The sequence below is a fragment of the Microvirga sp. M2 genome (genome assembly GCF_047497095.1).
Taxonomy (GTDB): Bacteria; Pseudomonadota; Alphaproteobacteria; order Rhizobiales; family Beijerinckiaceae; genus Microvirga.
Genome location: NZ_CP134064.1, coordinates 1689722 through 1709383, shown reverse-complemented (window position 1 = coordinate 1709383; position 19662 = coordinate 1689722). Strand labels below are relative to the sequence as shown.

19 protein-coding genes are annotated in these 19662 nt (G+C 60.0%); 11 read left to right on the top strand and 8 right to left on the bottom strand.

The features are described from left to right. Positions 1-26 precede the first annotated feature (26 nt). The 6 genes from RE429_RS27535 to RE429_RS27510 all read left to right on the top strand — a co-directional run bounded on the left by RE429_RS27535 (position 27) and on the right by RE429_RS27510 (position 5918). Positions 27-917: a branched-chain amino acid ABC transporter permease gene (locus RE429_RS27535; RefSeq protein ID WP_414474896.1), complete on the top strand. Its 891-nt coding sequence runs from the start codon at positions 27-29 to the stop codon at positions 915-917. Between the two features lie 4 nt (positions 918-921). Beyond that, positions 922-1809, top strand: coding sequence for a branched-chain amino acid ABC transporter permease (locus tag RE429_RS27530; protein ID WP_414474895.1), 888 nt, complete (start codon positions 922-924; stop codon positions 1807-1809). 3 nt (positions 1810-1812) lie between these two features. Continuing rightward, a complete protein-coding gene (locus RE429_RS27525) occupies positions 1813-2574 on the top strand; it encodes an ABC transporter ATP-binding protein (protein WP_414474894.1) in 762 nt (253 codons plus the stop codon). Then, positions 2567-3280, top strand: coding sequence for an ABC transporter ATP-binding protein (locus RE429_RS27520; protein ID WP_414474893.1), 714 nt, complete (start codon positions 2567-2569; stop codon positions 3278-3280). Before RE429_RS27525 ends, RE429_RS27520 begins: the two co-directional genes overlap by 8 nt. A 78-nt stretch (positions 3281-3358) precedes the next feature. Then, entirely contained in the window at positions 3359-4438 is a 1080-nt protein-coding gene (locus tag RE429_RS27515) for an ABC transporter substrate-binding protein (RefSeq protein WP_414474892.1), read from the top strand. 100 nt (positions 4439-4538) lie between these two features. Next, on the top strand, positions 4539-5918 hold the full coding sequence (locus tag RE429_RS27510) for an FAD-binding protein (RefSeq protein WP_414474891.1): 1380 nt from the start codon (positions 4539-4541) through the stop codon (positions 5916-5918). A gap of 88 nt (positions 5919-6006) precedes the next feature. On the opposite strand, the gene RE429_RS27505 is transcribed toward RE429_RS27510, so the two are convergent. Genes RE429_RS27505 through RE429_RS27495 form a run of 3 tightly spaced genes read right to left on the bottom strand, consistent with a single transcriptional unit; the run spans position 6007 to position 9405 of the window. Beyond that, positions 6007-7368, bottom strand: coding sequence for an amidohydrolase family protein (locus RE429_RS27505; protein WP_414474890.1), 1362 nt, complete (start codon positions 7366-7368; stop codon positions 6007-6009). Between the two features lie 18 nt (positions 7369-7386). After that, a complete protein-coding gene (locus RE429_RS27500; RefSeq protein WP_414474889.1) occupies positions 7387-8415 on the bottom strand; it encodes an amidohydrolase family protein in 1029 nt (342 codons plus the stop codon). 24 nt (positions 8416-8439) lie between these two features. After that, entirely contained in the window at positions 8440-9405 is a 966-nt protein-coding gene (locus RE429_RS27495) for a PDR/VanB family oxidoreductase (protein ID WP_414474888.1), read from the bottom strand. A 133-nt stretch (positions 9406-9538) separates the two neighbouring features. Here RE429_RS27495 and RE429_RS27490 point away from each other — a divergent pair, with 133 nt between their 5' ends. After that, positions 9539-10486 carry a LysR substrate-binding domain-containing protein gene (locus RE429_RS27490; protein WP_414474887.1) on the top strand — a complete coding sequence of 316 codons (948 nt, stop codon included), beginning with the start codon at positions 9539-9541 and terminating at the stop codon, positions 10484-10486. A gap of 163 nt (positions 10487-10649) precedes the next feature. On the opposite strand, the gene RE429_RS27485 is transcribed toward RE429_RS27490, so the two are convergent. From RE429_RS27485 to RE429_RS27465, 5 genes are all read right to left on the bottom strand, one after another. After that, positions 10650-11441, bottom strand: a complete 792-nt coding sequence (locus tag RE429_RS27485; RefSeq protein ID WP_414474886.1) for an ABC transporter ATP-binding protein — start codon at positions 11439-11441, stop codon at positions 10650-10652. Continuing rightward, entirely contained in the window at positions 11438-12214 is a 777-nt protein-coding gene (locus RE429_RS27480) for an ABC transporter permease (protein ID WP_414474885.1), read from the bottom strand. Before RE429_RS27480 ends, RE429_RS27485 begins: the two co-directional genes overlap by 4 nt. 115 nt (positions 12215-12329) lie before the next feature. Beyond that, a complete protein-coding gene (locus RE429_RS27475; protein ID WP_414474884.1) occupies positions 12330-13271 on the bottom strand; it encodes an ABC transporter substrate-binding protein in 942 nt (313 codons plus the stop codon). Between the two features lie 531 nt (positions 13272-13802). Beyond that, complete coding sequence (locus RE429_RS27470; RefSeq protein WP_414474883.1) at positions 13803-14765, bottom strand: sugar-binding transcriptional regulator; 963 nt, start codon at positions 14763-14765, stop codon at positions 13803-13805. Next, entirely contained in the window at positions 14758-15462 is a 705-nt protein-coding gene (locus RE429_RS27465) for an HAD family hydrolase (protein WP_414474882.1), read from the bottom strand. The genes RE429_RS27470 and RE429_RS27465 overlap by 8 nt, the downstream gene beginning before the upstream one ends. 226 nt (positions 15463-15688) lie before the next feature. Between RE429_RS27465 and RE429_RS27460 the strand changes: the two genes are divergently transcribed. From RE429_RS27460 to RE429_RS27445, 4 genes are all read left to right on the top strand, one after another. Continuing rightward, positions 15689-16993, top strand: a complete 1305-nt coding sequence (locus RE429_RS27460; protein WP_414474881.1) for an extracellular solute-binding protein — start codon at positions 15689-15691, stop codon at positions 16991-16993. A gap of 76 nt (positions 16994-17069) precedes the next feature. Next, entirely contained in the window at positions 17070-17990 is a 921-nt protein-coding gene (locus RE429_RS27455; protein ID WP_414474880.1) for an ABC transporter permease subunit, read from the top strand. 3 nt (positions 17991-17993) lie between these two features. Continuing rightward, complete coding sequence (ugpE, locus tag RE429_RS27450) at positions 17994-18878, top strand: sn-glycerol-3-phosphate ABC transporter permease UgpE (RefSeq protein WP_414474879.1); 885 nt, start codon at positions 17994-17996, stop codon at positions 18876-18878. Continuing rightward, positions 18859-19662, top strand: coding sequence for a glycerophosphodiester phosphodiesterase family protein (locus RE429_RS27445; protein WP_414474878.1), 804 nt, complete (start codon positions 18859-18861; stop codon positions 19660-19662). Before ugpE ends, RE429_RS27445 begins: the two co-directional genes overlap by 20 nt.

Genomic DNA, 19662 nt, shown 5'->3' with positions numbered 1-19662 from the left:
AAAGATCCGGAGAGGGAGGAAATTGAATGCTGATCCAGCAATTGCTGAACGGCTTAGTTGTCGGGGGGGTCTACGCCTTGTTTGCCGTAGGCTTCAACCTTGTCTTCGGCGTCCAGCGTCTCCTGAATCTGGCGCATGGCGCGGTGTTCATGACCGGCGCGTTTCTCGCATATTACACGGTTAAAGCTGGCGGATCGCTGATACTGGGTTTCCTTGCAGCCGTCATCGGCTCGGGAATCCTCTCAGTGATCATCGAGATCATCTGCTTTCGGCGTCTGCGGAAGACAGGCGAGGCCGAATTCGGCGCCATTATTTCGTCGATGGGCGCCAGCCTGATCATCATGACCGTCTGGCAATGGATCTCGCAGACGCAGGTGCTTCGCTTCCCGTTCGATACCGTGCCTGTCGTCATCTTCCGTTTCTGGGGACTGCGGGTGTCGGCTCTGCAGCTGATCATGATGGCTACTGCGATCATCATCGTGATGTTGATGGCATGGTTCGTCTACCGCACTTCCTTCGGACGGCGCGTCCGGGCGGTCACAGGCAATGAAAGGGCCGCCATGCTGGTCGGCGTCAACCCGAACCGCATCTATAACCTGACCTATTTCATCTCCGGCGCGCTGGCAGGTGCCGCTGGCGTGTTGGTGGGTCTCGCCTTCAACAACATCAACTTCACGATGGGCGAGCCTTACCTGCTGTTCGGCTTCGTCATCATCATTCTGGGTGGGTTGGGAAGCATTCCCGGCGCTCTGCTGGCCAGCCTGATCTTCGGCATGGTCCAGACGCTGGCTATCGCATACCTGCCGTCGGGGCTGACCAATGCCTTCATCTTTTTCACAATGTTCCTCATCCTTCTCGTCATGCCGAACGGCCTGATGGGGCGCGAGGAGGCCGGTAGCCTGCGTGGTCGGAGGTAATCTGATGGCTAATTACATTCTAGGCTATCAGCCGCTTCTCGATGTGTTCCTGCTGCATTTAGGGTTGGCCTTCAGCCAGTGGTTGGTGCTAAGGGCAGGTGTCTTCTCGCTGGCCACGGTCGGTCTGGCTGCGATCGGTGCGTACACGGGTGGAATTCTCGCCGTCACCTATGGCTGGCCGGCGCCTCTCGCGATCCTGGCTGCCGCGACCAGCGGCGGGCTGACGGCGCTGCTGTTGTCGATCCCGCTGGCCCGATTGCGCAGTGTCTATCAAGCCATCGCCACGGTCGCCTTCATCCAGATCGTTCTGGCGCTGAACGTCTATGCCGACAGGGTCACCGGCGGCGCTCAAGGCTTCAACGGCATTCCCAAGGAGGTCGGCACGTTCACTCTGCTGATCGCCGTGGGCATCACCGTGTATGTCATGATCACGATCATGCGCAGCCGACTGGGGCGGGCCTTCGACGCAATCCGCCAGAACGAGGCCGTGGCGGCCTCACTGGGTGTCTCGATCATGCGCCATCAGGCGCTGGCCTTCGTCATCTCCGGTGCTCTGGCAGGGACCTATGGCGCATTGGAAGCTTTCCATTCCTATGCATTGGCGCCTTCGCAGTTCGGATTCCCGTTCCTGATCGCGATCCTGTCGTACGTCGTCTTCGGCGGTCGCAACACGATCATCGGTCCGATTGTCGGGACTGCGCTGCTGGTGCTGCTGCCGGAGTTCGTCCGTCCGCTGGCCGACGCGCGAATGCTGGTCTATGGGCTCCTCCTGATCCTGACCATCAACTTCCTTCCACGGGGAATCGCGGATACGCTGATCGAGCGGGCCCGCGCTCGCCGCCTCGGCAGCAAGTCCGGTCAGACGGTCGCCGTCGCTGCGACGAGGAGCTGAGCCATGGCGTTGCAACTCATCGATGTCAGCAAGAACTTCGGTGGCGTGATCGCCTCCAGCGGCGTGAACATCACGGTGCCCAAAGGCAAGATCACCGGGTTGATCGGCCCCAACGGCGCAGGCAAGACGACCATCGTCAACATGATCACCGGCATGCTGTCCGTCAGTGCCGGACGCATCATCGTGGGCGACCGGGACATCACGCATAGTCCGGCTGACCAGATTTGCCGGACAGGCCTGGCGCGAACCTTTCAGAATATCCGTATCCTGCACGAAAACTCGGTTCTGGAGAACATTCTCATCGGGTTTCACCGACACGAGCGGTGCTCCACCTTCGCCGCGCTGCTGGGCTTGCCCTCCTCGCGGAACGAGACCGCGGAGATCCGCAAGAGGGCCTACGATCTGCTCACTCAATTCGGGATGAGCGATCTTGCCGAGCATCCGGCAGGATCGCTTTCCTATGGCCATCAGCGCAAAGTCGAGATGATGCGGGCGCTGGCCTCGGAGCCCGATTACATTCTGCTCGATGAGCCGATCGCCGGAATGAACAATGTCGAATCCGACGTCCTGGCCGACCTGTTCCTTGGTCTAGCCCGGAGCGGCAAGGGCATCCTCCTGATCGAGCACAACATCCGCTTCGTCTCGAAGCTCTGCGAGCAGATCTACGTTCTGGATGGCGGACGCCTGATTGCCGAGGGCCCGCCTGCGGACGTTCTGCGCGATCCTGCGGTGATCACCGCCTATATCGGAGGCGAACATGCTTGATATACGGGACCTTCAGGTTCGCTACAGTGGCATTCAGGCCCTGCGCGGCGTGTCTCTGACGGTCAACGACGGTGAGGTGATTGCATTGATCGGCCCGAACGGAGCGGGCAAGTCCACGCTGGTCAACGCAGTTTCCGGCATCGTGCCTGCAGCATCGGGAAGTATTCTTCTGGACGGCGTAGAGCTCACGGCCATGAAGCCATGGGACATTTCGGGGCTCGGCGTGCTGCAGGTCCCTGAAGGCCGGCAGGTGTTCCCCGAACTCACCGTCCTCGAGAACCTGCAGTTGGGGCTCACAGCCCTGCGCGGCCGTCCCTCCGAGATGAAGCTCGAGGATGTCTATGACCTGTTCCCGATCCTCAAGGAGCGGTCGGCTCAGTTTGCCGGATCTCTGTCGGGAGGTCAGCAGCAGATGCTGGCGATCGGGCGTGCGCTGATGGGAATGCCCAAGGTGCTGCTTCTGGACGAGCCGAGCCTTGGCCTTGCGCCGGTGATCATCAGCCAGGTCTTCGCCGCCCTGCGCACCCTGAAGTCGCGGGGCATGACGATTCTACTCATTGAACAGAATGCACATCTCGCACTCGAACTGTCCGACCGTGCCTACATTCTCGATCAAGGCCGTATCGTGCAGTCGGGTGCCAGTAGAGCACTCGCCCAGGATGATGCTGTGGTGTCGCATTACCTCGGCGTGATGGCCGATGCCTGACGGCGGACGTCCAATAGACACTGGGAGGAGACGATAATGAAGATAAGCAGACTGCTCTGTTCGACTGTCCTGGCAGGTATGATGCTGGGAGGTGCGGCAAAGGCCGATGAGGTCAAGATCGCGGCGATCCTGTCCACCACCGGTACCTACGCCTTCGTCGGTGTGCCGCTCGTCAACGGTATCAAGATGGCCGATGAGGAACTGAAGGCCGCGGGCGCCTACGGGCCGCATACGGTTACGGTCACCTATGACGACAATCGCTCCGATCGTCAGGAGGCCATTTCCCTTCTGACCCGGCGCACCAACACGGATCAAGTGGACCTGATCCTCGGACCGATCTCCTCGGCGGAGAGCATGGCAACGGGTCCCGTTGCGGTGCAGCTCGGCGTGCCTATGTTCACCGTGGCGATGACCAGCGAGGTCTTGCCGCTGGGCCAGTGGATCTTCAAGTCCACGGAAACCGCCAGCACCTATATGCGCCCTCTGGCGGAATACATCGGCGGCAAGCTGAAGCCGGCCAACTGCTATCTGGTGTCGATCCTCGACAATCCGGGCTACATCATCCAGAAGGATGTTTTCCGGGATACGCTGAAGGAGAAGGGTGTCCAGATTCTGGCGGACGAGAAGATCCTCGCGACGGATACCGACTTCACCGCGCTGGCGACCAAGATCGTCGATGCCGATCCCCAGTGCCTTTTCGTGACCACTCCACCGGAGCAGGCCGCCAACATCATCCTGCAAACGAAGCAGGCCGGGCTGGATCCCAAAACCATCCTGTCGGGTGATACGGGCCTGGGCTCGACGCAGTACATCAACGCTGCGGGCGCGGCTGGAGACGGAACGCTGTTCCCATCGATCTTCGTTTCCGGTTATTCGGACGCTACCCGTGACTTCGCCAAGCGCTATCAGGCGAAGTACGGCATTCCGCCGGATCATTGGGCGGCGACCGGCCACTCGATGATGTCGATCATCGCCGCTGCCGTCAAAAACATCAAAGGTGACGTCACGCGTGAAGCGCTGCGCGCAAGCCTGACGGAAACCAAGGATGTTCCGGTGCTGATGGGCAACGGTAAGATGACGTTCGGCGAAGGTCGAGTTCCACAACACGGCAGCATCGTGATGCGCGTCAACAAGGGCGGATGGGAAGTGGCCGAGTAAGACCATGACATCGCCATTCACCAACACACAGGCATCGGACGTTTCGTCCGATGCCGACTTTGTTTGCGATGTCCTGGTCGTCGGGACAGGTCCTGGAGGAATGGCCGCGACTGCCGCCGCCGCCGCTTCCGGTGCCGAGGTCCATGCCGTCGAGGCGTTGGACGATATTGGCGGGAATTCCGTGTGGTCCACGGGCTATATGGCCTTCGTGAACTCGCGCGCGCAGGCCGAGGCAGGCATTTCCGACAGTGTCGATGCCTTCATCGCGGATGCCGAGCACAGCATGGATCTGCTGCGGGACCGCTATCCCCTGATCCATGATCCGGTCCTGCTGCGCATGTTCGCGGAGCTCAGTGCCGAAACCTACGAAATTCTGCTGGCCCGTGGGGTCCGATTCTCACGGTTCATTCCGCGCCCCCTCCAGCACCGGACAGACCGGATGTTGGCGGTCGAAGACATGATGGCATTCCGCCGGGCGTTTGCACCAGACTTTGCCCTTCCGAATGTCCGGCTGTTCACGCGAACCTCCGCACGTCGGCTGATCTCTGAGAACGGCCGGGTGACGGGCCTGCTGGCGCAGGATGCGGAAGGGCGCCGGCTCCGCTGGAGAGTGCGGCAGGGCGTCGTTATGGCCGCGGGCGGCTACCAGGCGAACCCCGAACTCCGGGCGCGCCATGTGCCGGGTTTCCTGGCGCGGGCGCCGTATCTGGGTGTCGATACCTGCCGCGGCGACGGACATCTGATGGCCGGGGCTATTGGTGCCGATCTCATCAATATGGGGCAGGTATTGCCGCTGGTGATCGTCTCCTCATCCTTCGTCGAGGACTGCATCGCGGTGAACCGCAACGGGGTACGCTTCCATGATGAGGCAGGTCCCTACGAGCGGCGCGTCGAGGCTCTTCAGCATCAGCCGGGCAAAACCGCGCATTACATCTTCGACAATGTCACTTTCACGCGCAAGGCCGCGCTGCTGGCGCAGATGCCCGAGACCGCAGTCTCCGCTCCGACTTTGAGCGAACTCGCGGCGCGAGCGTGTATCGATCCGCAGGCGCTTGCCGCCTCGGTCGCCGAATGGAACGCCTTTTTGACGACCGACGAGCAGAAGGACAATCGATTCGGCCGGGTCATCCTGCCGGAAGGTCGGCGGTCCATTTCCGAGGGACCATTCCATGCGGTGCCGATGGTGGTCGGCTCGAACTTCGTCAGCGGCGGCATGCGGGTGAATTCCGCAATGCAGGTCGTGGATGTCTTCGGTGAGGCAATCCCAGGTCTCTACGCGGCGGGAGATTCTGTCGGAGGGCTGAACCCGACAGCCGAGTTGGGTGGTATGCGCCTCTGCGGCGGTTTCACGCTGGGTCGTGTCGCGGGCCGTGCGGTTGCCGAGGGACGGACAGGCCAAATTTCGGGGCCTGCCCTGCAAGGGGCATTCCTGCCGAGCATGCTCAGCAGCCGCATCGCGCTGGTGAACATGCGCGAATAGAGAATTTCGTCCACGGCACATGAAAAAGGGCGGCTCAAGAGCCGCCCTTTCGTAAGAGCCCCCCTTTCGTATTGCCATGTCCCAGCTCTCAGTGCAGCTCCTCGGGATTGAAGGGCTCGTTCGGATCCGGCCTGACCACTTCGATATAGTCCCGGGTCAGCTTCTTACCCATGCTGGCAAGACGCCAGCCGGTGATCGGCTTGCGATCGGGGAGGGGGGCAATGTTCTTCTCGACGCCGCCGATCATCACCCGGGTGATGTTGTCGGTGTCGCCAAGGATGGTGACATCTTCCTCAACGCGGCCGTTCACGAAGATGATGTCAGCCTCATAGCCTTCAAGGATAGCGCCGACGCGGCCCTGCATCCTGAGCGCGAAGCCGCCCTCGAACGTCGCCGAGCGGATCGCCTCGAGCGGCGAGAAGCCGAAGTACTTCACCAGTACTTCCATTTCGCGATAGTGCCAGTCTCCGTAGGGCACCAGGGAGAAGCCGGACTCGGAGCCGCAAAGGATCGGCACGCCGGCCTTATGCGCCTCGGTGAGGGTTTCGATGCTTTCGGTGATCTCGCGCTCGAAGAGGCGGATCAGGTTGTCCGAGGTGCCGAGCCTCGGTCCGAAATCGACCATGTTCGCCTGGAAGGTCAGGGCAGGGGCGATGGGGATCCTGCGATCGATCACCTCGCGGAGCGCCGCCTCGTCCATGGCGGTAGCGTGGAAGATCAAGTCGAAGCCTGCGACCGCAGCGCGGCGCGTGGCTTCCGCACCCCGGCAATGGCCCATGACCGGAGTGTGCAGCTCATGAGCCGTGTCGCAGATGAGTTTCAGTTCATCCTCGGTCCAGACGCAGACCTCACCCAGATGGGCCATGCGCGGGACGACGCCGGTCACGTGGACCTTGATCCAGTCCGCGCCGTGCTTGATCTGGCGACGGATCTCGGCGACGATTTCGTCGCGGCCCGAAACGGCTTTGTAGTATCCGGTGACGCCTTTGTCGTTGATCAGCGTACCGGCGGTTCCGCCGAGGTTGTTGATCAGCGCATAGGCACCGCAAGACATCCGCGGACCTTCGACGATGTTGGCGTCGATCGCGTCGCGAAGGTCCTTCATGTTCTCGAAGGTGCTGTCCGGGTCGAGGACCCCGGTCACGCCGGCTCGCAGCAGCTTGCGTGCGTTATAGGAAGCCACGAGAGCTGAAAGCGCATCGCGGCGCTGATGAAAGATCTCGGCATTCGAGGCCGCATCGTCAAAGGCGAGATGGCAATGAGCGTCGATGAGACCGGGCATGACGGTCTGGCCGGATGCGTCGATGACCCTGGCGCCCTCCGCCTGCGCCTCCGCCATACTGCCGAGGGCCGCGATTTTCCCGTCCTTGATGAGGATCGAGGTGGCGGTCGGCGCGGCACCCGTGCCGTCGATCACTCTGCCATTCTTGACAATGATGGTCTTCTGCATGGCGAAACCTCGCTTTAATTATTGGTCCAATCTCAGCAATCGGCGGGCATTCTCAGCCAGCTTCGGCGCGGGCTCATGGCCGTCGCCGACATCCGGTGCGTCCCAGCCGGCGAAATTCGTGCCGTAAACCAGCCGATCGGTTCCGATAAGTGACGTCAGCAGGTCCAGCGAAGGGTCGTGGTTCAGGTGGTTGTCGTACCAGATGCGCTGCAGCCGCTCCTCCAGCGCACCTTCCGGCTTCAGGGCCTCCGGCACCCAGGGGCGCTTCTTCACGGCCCGCTTCATGCGGCCGAAGAGATAGCCCATCGCGCCGCCGCCATGGCTGAGGCAAAGATCCAGCTGTCGATGCCGATCCAGCACGCCGCCATAAACGAGGGTGCAGATCGCCAGAACCTCCTGCGCGGCAAAGCCGACTACGACATCGAGGTCGAACTGCTTGAGCGAAGGATCGCCCGGCGGCCCGTCGATGCCTGCGGGTCCCGGATGGATGAACAACGGCACATTCAGCGCCACACAGGTCTCGTAGAGCGCATCCATCTTCGGATCGTCCAGGCGATGCGGCATGTCCGTGCCGATCTGCGCGCCGAGCATTCCCAATTCGGTCACAGCCCGCCGTAATTCCTCGCAGGCTGCGGCGACATCCTGCATGGGGAGAGCGGCCAGCGCTCCAAGCCGTCCTGCTCTCGGAGCCACGACCTGGGCCAGAGCGTCGTTATGCGTCCGGCAATAGCGAATGGCGTCGACAGACGGGATGAAGTGGAAGTAGGTGAGAGGATTGGGCGACAGGACCTGGTAGTCGATCCCGGCCTCATCCATGCGTTTGAGGCGCAATTCAGGATCCATGAACGGGCTGCCGACATAGCGCACCCCATCCAATCGATAGCTGCCGACCCGAAACCAGGGCTGGCCTTGAGGCGTGCCCCCGATCTCCGGACCATACTCTCCGGCGGCCCCCATGGTCTCGATCAGGACGGCATGGGCGTGCACGTCGATGACGCGGGCGGTCTTGGGCGAATTCCTGGGCGAATTCCTGGGCGAATGGTTCATGAGGGCCGTCCCGAATGGGAAAAATCAATATTCATGAGAGATTACCAGTCTCGGCGTTTTCGACCGCGAGCAGCAGGGCATGAAAGTGTCGTTGCGCGAACGCTCGGCGGCAGTCAGGAACTGGTCGCGATGGTCGGGAATTCCCTCGATGACTTGCGTCATGCACATGCCGCAAACGCCCTCGGTACACGAATTCGGTACGTCCAGCCCGGCATTCAGCAACGCATCCAGCGCGGTCTGTCCCTTGGCGACGGGAACGACCCGACCGCTTCCTTCGATCTCGATTTCGAAATCCGAATCGGTCTCAAGCTGTTCGACGGTGCCCGAGAAATGTTCGGTATGGATTGCATCCTCGGGCCATCCCGCAGCGAGGGCCGAGGATTTCACGTATTCGATGAAGCCCGTCGGTCCGCAGATATAGAGATGATCCTGCGGATCACGCCCGGCCAGGAGCGGACCAAGTGTCAGCTTCTGCTCTGCCGGCCCATCGTCCAGGCGCAGATGCACCCGGCCATGAAACCTCTCGGCGGACAGGATCTCTGTGAACGCCAAACGGTCGCGGCTGCGAGCGCAGTAATGCATCTCGAAGCTGGCGCCTCTCGCGGCCAGGGACTCAGCCATCGCCAGCAGGGGCGTTACGCCGATGCCGCCGGCCAGCAACAGCGTGTGTCTCGCCGCCCGCTCCAGCGCGAAGTGGTTTTTCGGTGCGCTGATGAGCAGCGTGTCTCCGATTGAGATTCTCTCGTGAATGTGACGTGAGACCCCGCGCGACTCTGCTTCCTTCAGCACCGCGACGACGTAGCGGTGCGTTTCCCAAGGTGGATTGCACAAGGAATACTGGCGCATGGGCAGACCCGGCAGCATGACGTCAACATGGGCACCAGCCTCGAATGCGGGCAGCGCCTGGCCATTTTCCGGGACCAGTTCGAGCGAAGCGATATCGGTCGCTTCCTTGCGGATCGCTGCAACGCGAACCTGCAACGAGTTCATCGGTCACCTCCCATGAACGATGAGGGCATTTCGCCTAACGTTGCCAACTTGCTATGCGTGGTGATATAGTCAATTTAAATATTGTTATTCCAAATATCTGAAAAACAGATTCACCCAGGGCGAGCGATTCAGCGTGGCTCCTTATTCCGGAAAAGCGATGAAGATACCGGAATTTACTCTGCGGCAGCTTACCTATTTCGTGGCCGCTGCCGAAGCCAAGAAAATTGCCAATGCTGCAGTCGAGATCGGGGTATCGCAATCGGCGGTTACGACGGCGATCCTTGAGTTGGAACGCACGCTGGGGATGCCGCTTCTGGATCGGCATGCAAGTGGCGTAACACTGACACACCGTGGGCACCTCTTCTACCAGCATGCGTTGAATATCCTCGGAGCTGTCGAGGAGGCCCGCCGGTGGCCGTTCCAGGCATCGCTGAATCTGTCCGGGCACTTGCGTCTGGTCGCGACCCACGTGGTGATCGGCTATTTCCTGCTCCCCTATCTCGGAAAGTTCCGGAGTGCCCATCCCAATATCGAGGTGACGCTGAGCGAGTTGACACGCCCCGAATGCGAAGAGGCGTTGATCACGGGGCGGGCGGATATAGGAATCGTCCTGACATCGAATCTGAGCCGCCCCAACGAGTTGGAGAGCCGAATACTGGCGCGCTCGCAACGTCGGCTATGGGTATCCGGAAGCTCACCGCTGCTGGCGGAGAAGTCAGTATCCTTCGCCCAGGTCTCGGAGCTGCCTTACGTCTTCCTGATGGTCGACGAAGGTGAGCGAGTGATGCGCAATTTCGGCCGCCCATTGGGCTTCGAGCCGAATGTCGTGCTGCGCACTACTTCGATGGAGGCAATGCGCGAATGGATTGGGCTTGGCTTGGGGGTGACCATCGTCGCCGATACGGTCTATCGCCCTTGGTCGCTTGAGGGACGTAAGATCGAACGTCTCTCTTTAGCTGAACCGATCCCGCCGCTGGAAATCGGCCTGGCATGGAAACAGGAGGGCGAACTCAGCGACACGGCACAGGCTTTCGCGGCCTACCTGTTGCAAAGCGTGCCGCGGAGCGAAGGCCTCTCCTGAACTTGGGGAGCAAGACCTAAGATTGGGGAGGAGCAACAATGGATTTCGAGATAAGGGACAAATTGGTCTTGAACTGCGTGGCGAGTGCATCGGATTCGAGAAGAGCGCGTCGTCCTTGCGCAGAACCGGGTCCACTTTTTCGCACGATGCGCTGGCAAAGGGCTCAGTGAGCTGTATCGGCCTGAAGAGCCTCGGCCCGGATCTCCTCCGTGAGAAGCGCCTTCAGGCGCGAGAATTCGGGACTGGTCTTCATGGTGTAGTGGCGGGGGTGCGGAAGATCGACGGCGATGTCCGCCTTGATGCGGCCGGGACGGGCCGACATCACGATCACGCGGGAGGCGAGAAAGATGGCCTCCTCGATATCGTGGGTGACGAAGAGAACCGTCTTACGTTCCCGCTCCCAGATGCCGAGCAGCAATTCCTGCATGAGACCCCGGGTTTGGTTGTCGAGCGCTCCGAAAGGTTCGTCGAGGAGGAGGATGGCAGGGTCGTTCGCGAGCGCACGGGCGATGGCGGTGCGCTGCTGCATGCCGCCCGAGAGCTGCTTCGGATAGTGGTTCTCGAAGCCGAGTAGGCCGACCTTCTCGGTGTAGGACGTCACGATGTTCTGGCGCTGCGATTTCGGTATGCCCTTCTCACGCAGACCATAGGCGATGTTTTCGGCAATCGTCAGCCACGGGAACAGCGTGTAGGACTGAAACACCATGCCCCGGTCGGCGCCCGGGCCTTTGATCTCGCGACCGTTGAGCAGCACGCGCCCGGCGCTGGGGCGATCAAGGCCCGCCACGATGCGCAGCAGCGTGGACTTGCCGCAGCCAGAGGGGCCGAGAATCGTGATGAAGTCGTTCTGCGCCACCTGCAAATTCGTCGGTTCCAGCGCACGCACGGGAGCCCCGCCGCGCACGCCCGGAAACACCCGCGAGACATTATCGATCTGGAGGATCGTGGCGGTCATGCGAGCCTCCAGGGAAAGAGCAGGCGGTTCAGAGCCTTGAACAGGAAATCCGAAATCAGGCCGATGATGCCGATGACGATGATCCCGAAGATCATCTGGCCGGTCGCCAGAAGCGCCTGGCTGTCGATGATCATGTGGCCGATGCCGGAGGAGGAGCCGATCAGTTCGGCCACGATGACATAGGTCCAGGCCCAGCCAAGGACGAGGCGAAGGATCTCAGCGATCTCCGGTGCATTTGCCGGAATGAGCACGCGTTTTACGACGCCCTGGTCGCTGGAGCCCAATGTGTAGGCCGCTTCAACCAGATCCCGGCGCGTATTGCCGACCGAAACCGCCACCATCAGGATGATCTGGAAGACAGAGCCGATGAAAATGACGAGCAGCTTCTGCATCTCGCCGATGCCGGCCCAGAGAATGAGAAGAGGAACGAAGGCGGAGGCCGGAAGGTAACGTGCGAAGGATACGAAAGGCTCGATGAATGCTTCGAAGGATTTGTAGGCGCCCATCATGATCCCGAGCGGTACGGCGACGATGGCAGCCAGGATGAACCCGCCTACGACACGCCAGACGGTCACCGCGATATCGCTCATGAAGCCGAAGCGTGTGAGAAGCAGCCAGCCATCCTGCACCATCGTGATCGGATCGGCCAGAAAGGTGCGCGAGACGAAGCCGCCGAGGGTCGCAACGGCCCAGGACGCGAAGAAGAGAACAAAAAATGAGATACCAAGGACAACGCGCGTGCCTTGGCTGACAGGTTCGAGAGGACGAGGCATGGGAGAACTGTTCTGTCACCCAGAAGGGATAGCCACGGGATCGGGAAGATAATGAGGATGGCTAGTCTCGGCGATGGTCCGCATGATCCGAACCATCGCCGTGGGTGGAATCCCGTTACTGAATGAAGCTCGTATCCACGAGAGCATCCATGTCCGGCTTCTGCTTGATGATGCCGGTTTCGAGCAGCAGGTCCGCGGCCTCCGCCGAGAAGGTCTTGAACTCGCTGTCGAAGAACTTCCTGTTCGCCTCGCGGTCCTGCCAGCGCAGGAACTTGGCGGAGGCGCCGAAGGCTTCACCGGTCTGCTTCACGTCCGCACCCATGATCTCATAAGACTTCGCCGGATCCTTGGCGATCAGGTCGAGAGCCTCGAAATAGCTGTCGGCCAGCGCCTTCGCAGCCTTGGGATTCTCGCTCAGGAATTTCGGCGTGCAGCCGAACGTGTCCATCACCATCGGGTAGTCCAGGGTCGTGGCGATGATCTTCCCTGCCTGGGGTGCGGCACGCACCGAGGAGAGATAGGGCTCATAGGTCATGGCGGCGTCGTTCTGCCCGGCGATGAAGGCCTGAGCGGCCGGTCCGGGTTCCATATTGACGACCGTGACGTCCTTCACGGACAGGCCGTTCTTCTTGAGCATCCAGGCCAGGGCGAAGTAGGGCGATGTGCCTGGTGCGGAGGCGGCCACGGTCCTGCCCTTGATGTCCTTGATCGCCTCGACGCCGTTGCGCACCACCATGCCGTCCGCGCCGTAGCTCTTATCGAGCTGGAAGATCTGCTTGGTGGGGACGCCGTTCGCATTCCACACAATCCAAGTCTCGACGGTCGTGGCTGCGCATTGCACATCGCCTGACTGAATCGCGAGATGCCGGCTGGCTTGCGGAATCTTCGTGATCGACACGTCGAGGCCGTTCTTCTTGAAGATACCGGCCTCCTTTGCGAGCGTCAGGGGTGCGAAGCCCGTCCAACCCGAGATTCCGATAGCGACCTTGGTCTCTTGCGCCGACGCGGAGCCGAATGCCAGCGCCAATACGGCCAACCCACCTAAAACCGATTTCATGGTTACCTCCGTGCTTCCCGTTCCCTTGCCCGTTCTATTCCGCAGTCCTTGTCAGGAGTGCCGGCGGAGCGTTTTTTGCAAGCAGACGAATGCCACCATGCCGAAGCGCCAATGTCAAACGTATGGACATTTAGACATGCCTCTGTTCCGAGCGACCCGGCACTAAGATTATATTCACAAATCGCGTTGGGGCGCGATCGCGGTGAGGAGCACTTGTCCTGTCCCGGAGAGCCGAAGCAGTTCTTTGGTTGCTAGGAGCGTGGGGGTGCCGAGACGCTCGAGCGAATGGATCGTCGAGCCGGGGGATTTTGGATGGGTTCGGGGGAGCAGCCGATTCATCGCGTCGGCCGTATTCAGCGCTGCCAGAGCAGCTGACTGTCGCCTGGTCGGGGCGCAACCTGTATGACTTGGAATCAGGTGAACGGCGTACGGGGCCTTCCGATCGGCGGATGAAGAGCCGCCGTTTCAACCTCGAAACGTTGACTCGACGGCGCCGTCCGAACAGCCTGCGCACCATTATCGGTGCTCATTTCATATGAGTTCCGACGCCGTCCCTAACAGCCTTCTGGCCATCTCCTCGTCGGTGATGATGCCATTGACGATGCGCCCGCGCAGTGCCGCTTGCAGAGGTGTCAGCTTGCGAGCTCCCGATGCCACGCAGATGCGAGGGCGTGAAACGCCGATTTGAGGCGCGACGCTGGTGACCCGAGAATTCGTGCTCCCGTCAACGATTCTGCCGTCGGCGTCAAATGCCCACCCTCCGATCTCGCCAATGGCTCCAAGCCGGTTGAGTTCGAACAACTCATCTCGACTAAGAAAGCCTTCTTTTGCAAGGGGCGAGTCCGAGGCCAGATCGCTGATGCCAGTGAGCCACAGATCAGCATTGGCTGCCAGTTGATGAATCCGCTGCATCGTTGCGATCGATAATAGCTTGTCTCTCTCTTCGGGCGAGGACAAGTAGAGCGGTAAGAGCAGCGGGAAATGCTGAGCGCCAACAGTTTCGGAAAGTTTAATCAGCGCATCGAAGGGGCTTGCCGAACCATCGGGGCCAATGTGTCCGACAAGCGCAACCAATCGATGGATGGATCCGTTCAAAGGTGACACGCGTTGGACGCTGGCCCGCATGGTCCGTCCGGTTCCTATCGCCAGCACAGTGGCCACTCGCAAACGCAAATGCCGTTCGATCAACATCGCGGCGGCTTCAGGAACTGTGCTCGAGACGTCGGGCCATGCCCCCTCAGACGGCACCACGTCGCAATACACGAGCTCAAATTCTTCAGTGAGCCTCTTTGCGAGCTCCATGCATTCGGCGATTGGATGGTTCATCCGAAATGTGATCAGCCCCTCGGAACGGCACAATGATACCAGCCGTTGGGCCGTAGGGCGTGATACCCCAAGTTTCTGTGCGATTTCGTCCTGTGTCTTGCCCGCGATGTAGTATAGCCATCCGGCCCTGGCGGCGTCATCCAGCTTAGGGTTGTCATAATCAGCCATCGGCGGAAGGAGCTTTCAGCAGGAGCGGCAATTCGGCGGCATTCGATATGATATAATCTGCCCCCGCCCGGCGCAATGAGGCTGTGTTATCCAGAACCAGATAGTGGCTTCCGCCCGTGAACCCGACGGCCGTCATTCCTGCAGCTTTTGCTGCTCGGATCCCGCTTTCACTATCCTCGACCACCAGGCAGCGTGATGGATCAACCCCCATCCTGTCGGCTGCGAAAAGGAACAGATCCGGCGCCGGCTTGCCATGTTTGACCATGGTCGTGCTGAAGATGTTTCCCGCGAATTGGTCCCGGAGACCAGTCTTGGTCAGGGACACGCCCAGACGTTCTTCATCGCTTGAAGAGGCGACGCAGCGGGGCAGTTCAATGGCCTCCAGGGCAGCCCGGATTCCCTTGATCGCCTGTAGCTCCTTCTCAAAGCGCGAAAAAAGATGTGATCGCCAGCCGGATATGAAATCCTCGGGAACCGGCGCATTCGCGCGCTTGGTATAATATTCGATCACCGCCGACGCGGGCCGGCCGAGGAAGTTACGCAGAACGGATTCAATGTCGGTTGGCACCCCATGGCGGGTCAGAACATCCGCAACCGCCGCGCAGCTGATGACTTCGCTGTCGACCAAAACCCCATCACAGTCAAAAATGACCAAGCCATATAGCCCATCGCCGAGCGGACCCTGCAATGTATCCATGTTACGTACCTTTATGAGAACATGCTCAGGCCTAGATCGGTTACTCTCTGCTTGTCAAACAGCTTTCATACGGGAGCATTATCGCACCTGTTGCGCCGGGCAACGTTTTTCCGCGGCGACACGAGAAGGGTTCGAGCAAGTGTGATGATAAATATCGCACTGGACAATAAAGATCGAGAGCGTATGCTCAGTATAAAAGCAGATGATCAAAAATGGGAGGACGACTATGAAGCGCTTCGTTTACTCTGCTGTGCTGCTTGGCGGCTCTATGCTCATGGGGACCGCTGCCATGGCCAAGACACAGATCGAATTCTGGCATGCGATGGGTGGCGTGCTGAACGAGCGCGTCGACGAACTCGTCAAGAAATTCAACGAGTCGCAGGACCAGTACACCGTCGTTCCGGTGAACAAGGGGAAATACGAAGAGCTCATCAACGCGATGATCGCCGCTTATCGGGCCAAAAGCGCTCCGACGATCGCGCAGACGAACGAGCGTGCCTTCCTCACGATGGTGAATTCCTCGGCAGTCCTTCCTGTGGCGGACCTGATGAGCAAGGAAGGCTACAAAGTCGATTGGAGTACGGTCATTGCGCCGGTTGCTTCCTATTATACCGACAAGGGCAAGCTGCAGGCGATGCCGTTCAACTCGTCAACGCCGATCCTCTGGTACAATGAACAGCATTTCAAAGCCGCAGGTTTCGAAAAGCCTGCCGCGACTTGGGGGGAATTCGAGGCGCAGCTGAAAGCCATCCACGATAAGGGCGTTTCCAAGTGCGGAATGGTCCTGCCCGGCGACTTCGAATGGAGCTTCCTCGAGAATTACTCGGCGATCAACGATTTCCCCTACGGCACGAAGCGCAACGGCATCGATGGGTTGGATACGGAGTTCGTGTTCAACAAATACCTGAAGCCCCAGGTCGAGCGGATGCATAACCTTGTCTCCGACGGGATCATGGAGATTGCAGGGCAGGGGATTCAGCCCGTCCAATTGTTCACCTCCGGGACGTGCTCGGCAATCATTGCATCGACGGCCTCACATGCATCCGTTGAAGCGTCCGCTCAGTTCAAATGGAATGCGACCTATCTGCCTTATGAGCAGGGGCGCACGCCGCACAACAGCGTAATCGGCGGAGGCGCTCTGTGGGTGCTCAAAGGGCACACGGACGACAAGTACAAGGGCGCTGCAGCCTTTTTCGACTATCTGTCGAAACCGGAAACCCAGGCCTGGTGGAGCAAGGGCACCGGTTACGTGCCCGTCACAACGACAGCTTACGATCTGCTGAAGAAGGAAGGTTATTTCGAGCAGAAGCCGACCCGTGCCATCGCGATCGAGCAGCTGATGCGCAAACCGAACTCGGACAATTCGCTGGGCTTCCGGTTCGGAAACTCCAACCAGGCAAACGTGTCCATCATGGAAGAGGTCATGGCGGCCACATTGGGGCAGAAGCCGGTCCAGGAGGCCCTGGACGCAGCGGTCGCGCGCGGAAACGAGGTGCTCCGCCGCTATCAGCAGCTTAACGCCGGGAAGTGATCGAGCGATGACCACTGCAAGCGGAGGTGTCGTGCACCTCCGCTCCGCGGCGGCGGAGCGGAGGCCGAGCGGACTCATGCGCGCTCTTTTCCGGGAGCGGAGCCAGAACGGGTTGAAGCGTGCTCATTTCCGAGAATGGCGGATCCCGGCGCTCCTTCTGGCGCCCCAGCTCATGGTCTTGTTGCTCTTCTTCTTCATCCCATCGTTTCGGGCCCTTATTCAAGCCTTTCAGCTTAATGATCCCTTCGGTGGAAATGTTCAGTGGGTGGGTCTTCTGAACTTCACGAACCTGCTCGCCAGCCCTGCGTACTGGGCGTCGGTCAAGGTGACTATCTGGTTCACTTTGGCTCAGAACGCCGTCACGCTCTCAGTTGCGCTTCTGCTCGCGTTCGCGACGAACCATGTCGTCCGCGGGCGCTCCGCGTATCGGTCGATACTCCTGCTGCCATACGCCATCGCCCCGGCCGTCGCCGGCATCATGCTGGCGTTTATGTTCAACACCCGCGTCGGGCCCGTCTCCCAGGTGTTGCACGCGATGGGCATCGGCTGGGATCCGACCCGAAACGCAAGCGATGCGCTCATCCTCCTTGTCATCGCCGCTTCGTGGAAGCACATCTGCTACAACTACATATTCCTCATTGCAGCTCTCCTGGCGGTTCCGCGTTCGATCCTGGAATCGGCGGCCATTGATGGCGCGGGCCCCATCCGGCGATTCCAGCGGATTTCGCTGCCGATGATCGCGCCGACGCTCTTCTTCCTCATCGTCATCAATTTCGTCTACGGTTTGTTCGACACTTTTGCCATCGTCGATGCGGCCACGCGCGGCGAACCTGCTGGATCAACCTCGATCCTCGTCTACAAGGTCTATCAAGACGGTTTCGTCAGCCTGGATATGGGCGCCTCGGCGGCCCAGTCGGTCATCCTCATGATCCTTGCGCTTGCCTTGACCTTCGCCCAGTTCAGGCTGGTCGAACGGCGTGTCAATTATGCGGTCTGAGCCATGAACGAGCGTACACCCGTCCTCGACTTCGTTTGCCACGCAATTCTGATTGCCGGTATCGTCCTGGTCTGCCTGCCGCTTTATTTCGTGTTCGTCACGAGTTCTCTGAGCCAGCAGGATGTCCTCCAGGTTCCGATGAGATGGCTGCCGAGTGACCAGTTCTTCGTCAACACGGTTAAAGTCCTTGAAACCGTCAATTTCGGACAGCTGCTGATCAATACGGCCATCGTGGCGCTTGGGATCACGATCGGAAAGCTGGTGCTGTCGCTGCTCGCGGCTTTTGCGGTGACCTACTTCCGCTTTCCATTCCGCGGCACCGCCTTCTGGTTGATCTTCGTTTCGATGATGTTGCCGATCGAGGTCCGCATCGTGCCGACGTATGAATCGGCTGCGAATATGGCGTTGCCGCTGAACATTGTCTCTGAGTGGCTCGGCGTAGGCGTCGATCTGAATTGGAATATGGTGAATACCTATTCCGGATTGATCCTGCCAATCATCGCGTCCGCGACGGCCACATTCCTGTTCCGGCAATTCTTTCTGACCGTTCCGGACGAACTCTGCGAAGCGGCGCGCATCGATGGCGCTCGCCCAATTCAGTTTTTCCTTCGCATCCTGCTGCCGCTGTCGCGATCCAATATCGTGGCCTTGTCCATCATTCTGTTTCTCATGGGATGGAATCAATATCTGTGGCCGTTGGTCATGACCACTGACCCAAACATGACCACTGCAGTGGTCGGGCTGAAGAAGGTGATGCCGCAGGCTGATGGGCTGCCGACCTGGCACCTCCTCATGAACGCCTCGCTTCTGACGATGCTTCCGCCTGTCCTTGTCATCATCGTCCTGCAGCGCTGGTTCGTAAAAGGTCTTGTCGACAGCGGTAAATGACAAATCGGAGATTTATCGGATGATGAAGATTATTGGTCATCGTGGCGGTCGCAACCTCTGGCCCGAGAATAGCCTCGGCGGGTTCCGCAATGTGCTGACATTGGGTGTGGACGCGGTTGAACTCGATGTTCACCTCAGTTCCGACGGTGTTCCGGTGGTCATTCACGATCCCCTTCTCGACCGCACCACGAACGGCCGCGGCCCGGTGCAGGCTCAAAGCGCCGAGGCTCTGGGGAAAATCGTGTTGAAAGACAGCAGAGGCGAGACAGTGCCGACATTGGCGGCGGTCTTGGATATATTCGCGGCCACCAGCCTTGAGCTCGAATTGGAGATCAAGACCGACGAGCGCGGCTTTCCCTATCCCGATATGCCTGAGAAGATCATTGCTCTGGTGCAAGAGCGCGGCATGCTCGATCGGGTTTTCCTCACCTGTTTCGTCCCGGAGATCCTGGAGGACGTTCGGCGCAAGCTCCCTGCGCAGCGGCTGCTGATGCCGATCGACCGTCGTTCCGCGGAGTTCTTCGGTGGGTTCAACAAGGTCCTTCGGCGGGGTATCGACGTCGCGAATGTGGTGGCCATCGAGAAGAGCCTGCTCGAAGAGGTGATCGATCAATGTGTCGCGGAGGCCGGCACCTCACGCGTGGGGTGTTGGGTGCCGAATACCGAAACGGAGCTCGAGTACTGGATGTCCAAACCGATCGGCCAACTGACGACGGACCGACCCGATCTCGCCCTCCTCGTGGCTGGTCGGCAGAGCCCCGTTGCAATGCAGCAGAAAGGTTGA

Coding starts and splice junctions, on each gene's coding strand:
- RE429_RS27525 (WP_414474894.1), top strand. CDS start 1,813: ATGGCGTTGCAACTCATCGATGTCAGCAAGAACTTCGGTGGCGTGATC.
- RE429_RS27505 (WP_414474890.1), bottom strand. CDS start 7,368: ATGCAGAAGACCATCATTGTCAAGAATGGCAGAGTGATCGACGGCACG.
- ugpE (WP_414474879.1), top strand. CDS start 17,994: ATGAACGAGCGTACACCCGTCCTCGACTTCGTTTGCCACGCAATTCTG.
- RE429_RS27530 (WP_414474895.1), top strand. CDS start 922: ATGGCTAATTACATTCTAGGCTATCAGCCGCTTCTCGATGTGTTCCTG.
- RE429_RS27455 (WP_414474880.1), top strand. CDS start 17,070: ATGCGCGCTCTTTTCCGGGAGCGGAGCCAGAACGGGTTGAAGCGTGCT.
- RE429_RS27500 (WP_414474889.1), bottom strand. CDS start 8,415: ATGAACCATTCGCCCAGGAATTCGCCCAGGAATTCGCCCAAGACCGCC.
- RE429_RS27485 (WP_414474886.1), bottom strand. CDS start 11,441: ATGACCGCCACGATCCTCCAGATCGATAATGTCTCGCGGGTGTTTCCG.
- RE429_RS27535 (WP_414474896.1), top strand. CDS start 27: ATGCTGATCCAGCAATTGCTGAACGGCTTAGTTGTCGGGGGGGTCTAC.
- RE429_RS27470 (WP_414474883.1), bottom strand. CDS start 14,765: ATGGCTGATTATGACAACCCTAAGCTGGATGACGCCGCCAGGGCCGGA.
- RE429_RS27465 (WP_414474882.1), bottom strand. CDS start 15,462: ATGGATACATTGCAGGGTCCGCTCGGCGATGGGCTATATGGCTTGGTC.
- RE429_RS27515 (WP_414474892.1), top strand. CDS start 3,359: ATGATGCTGGGAGGTGCGGCAAAGGCCGATGAGGTCAAGATCGCGGCG.
- RE429_RS27475 (WP_414474884.1), bottom strand. CDS start 13,271: ATGAAATCGGTTTTAGGTGGGTTGGCCGTATTGGCGCTGGCATTCGGC.
- RE429_RS27460 (WP_414474881.1), top strand. CDS start 15,689: ATGAAGCGCTTCGTTTACTCTGCTGTGCTGCTTGGCGGCTCTATGCTC.
- RE429_RS27510 (WP_414474891.1), top strand. CDS start 4,539: ATGGCCGCGACTGCCGCCGCCGCCGCTTCCGGTGCCGAGGTCCATGCC.
- RE429_RS27520 (WP_414474893.1), top strand. CDS start 2,567: ATGCTTGATATACGGGACCTTCAGGTTCGCTACAGTGGCATTCAGGCC.
- RE429_RS27495 (WP_414474888.1), bottom strand. CDS start 9,405: ATGAACTCGTTGCAGGTTCGCGTTGCAGCGATCCGCAAGGAAGCGACC.
- RE429_RS27480 (WP_414474885.1), bottom strand. CDS start 12,214: ATGCCTCGTCCTCTCGAACCTGTCAGCCAAGGCACGCGCGTTGTCCTT.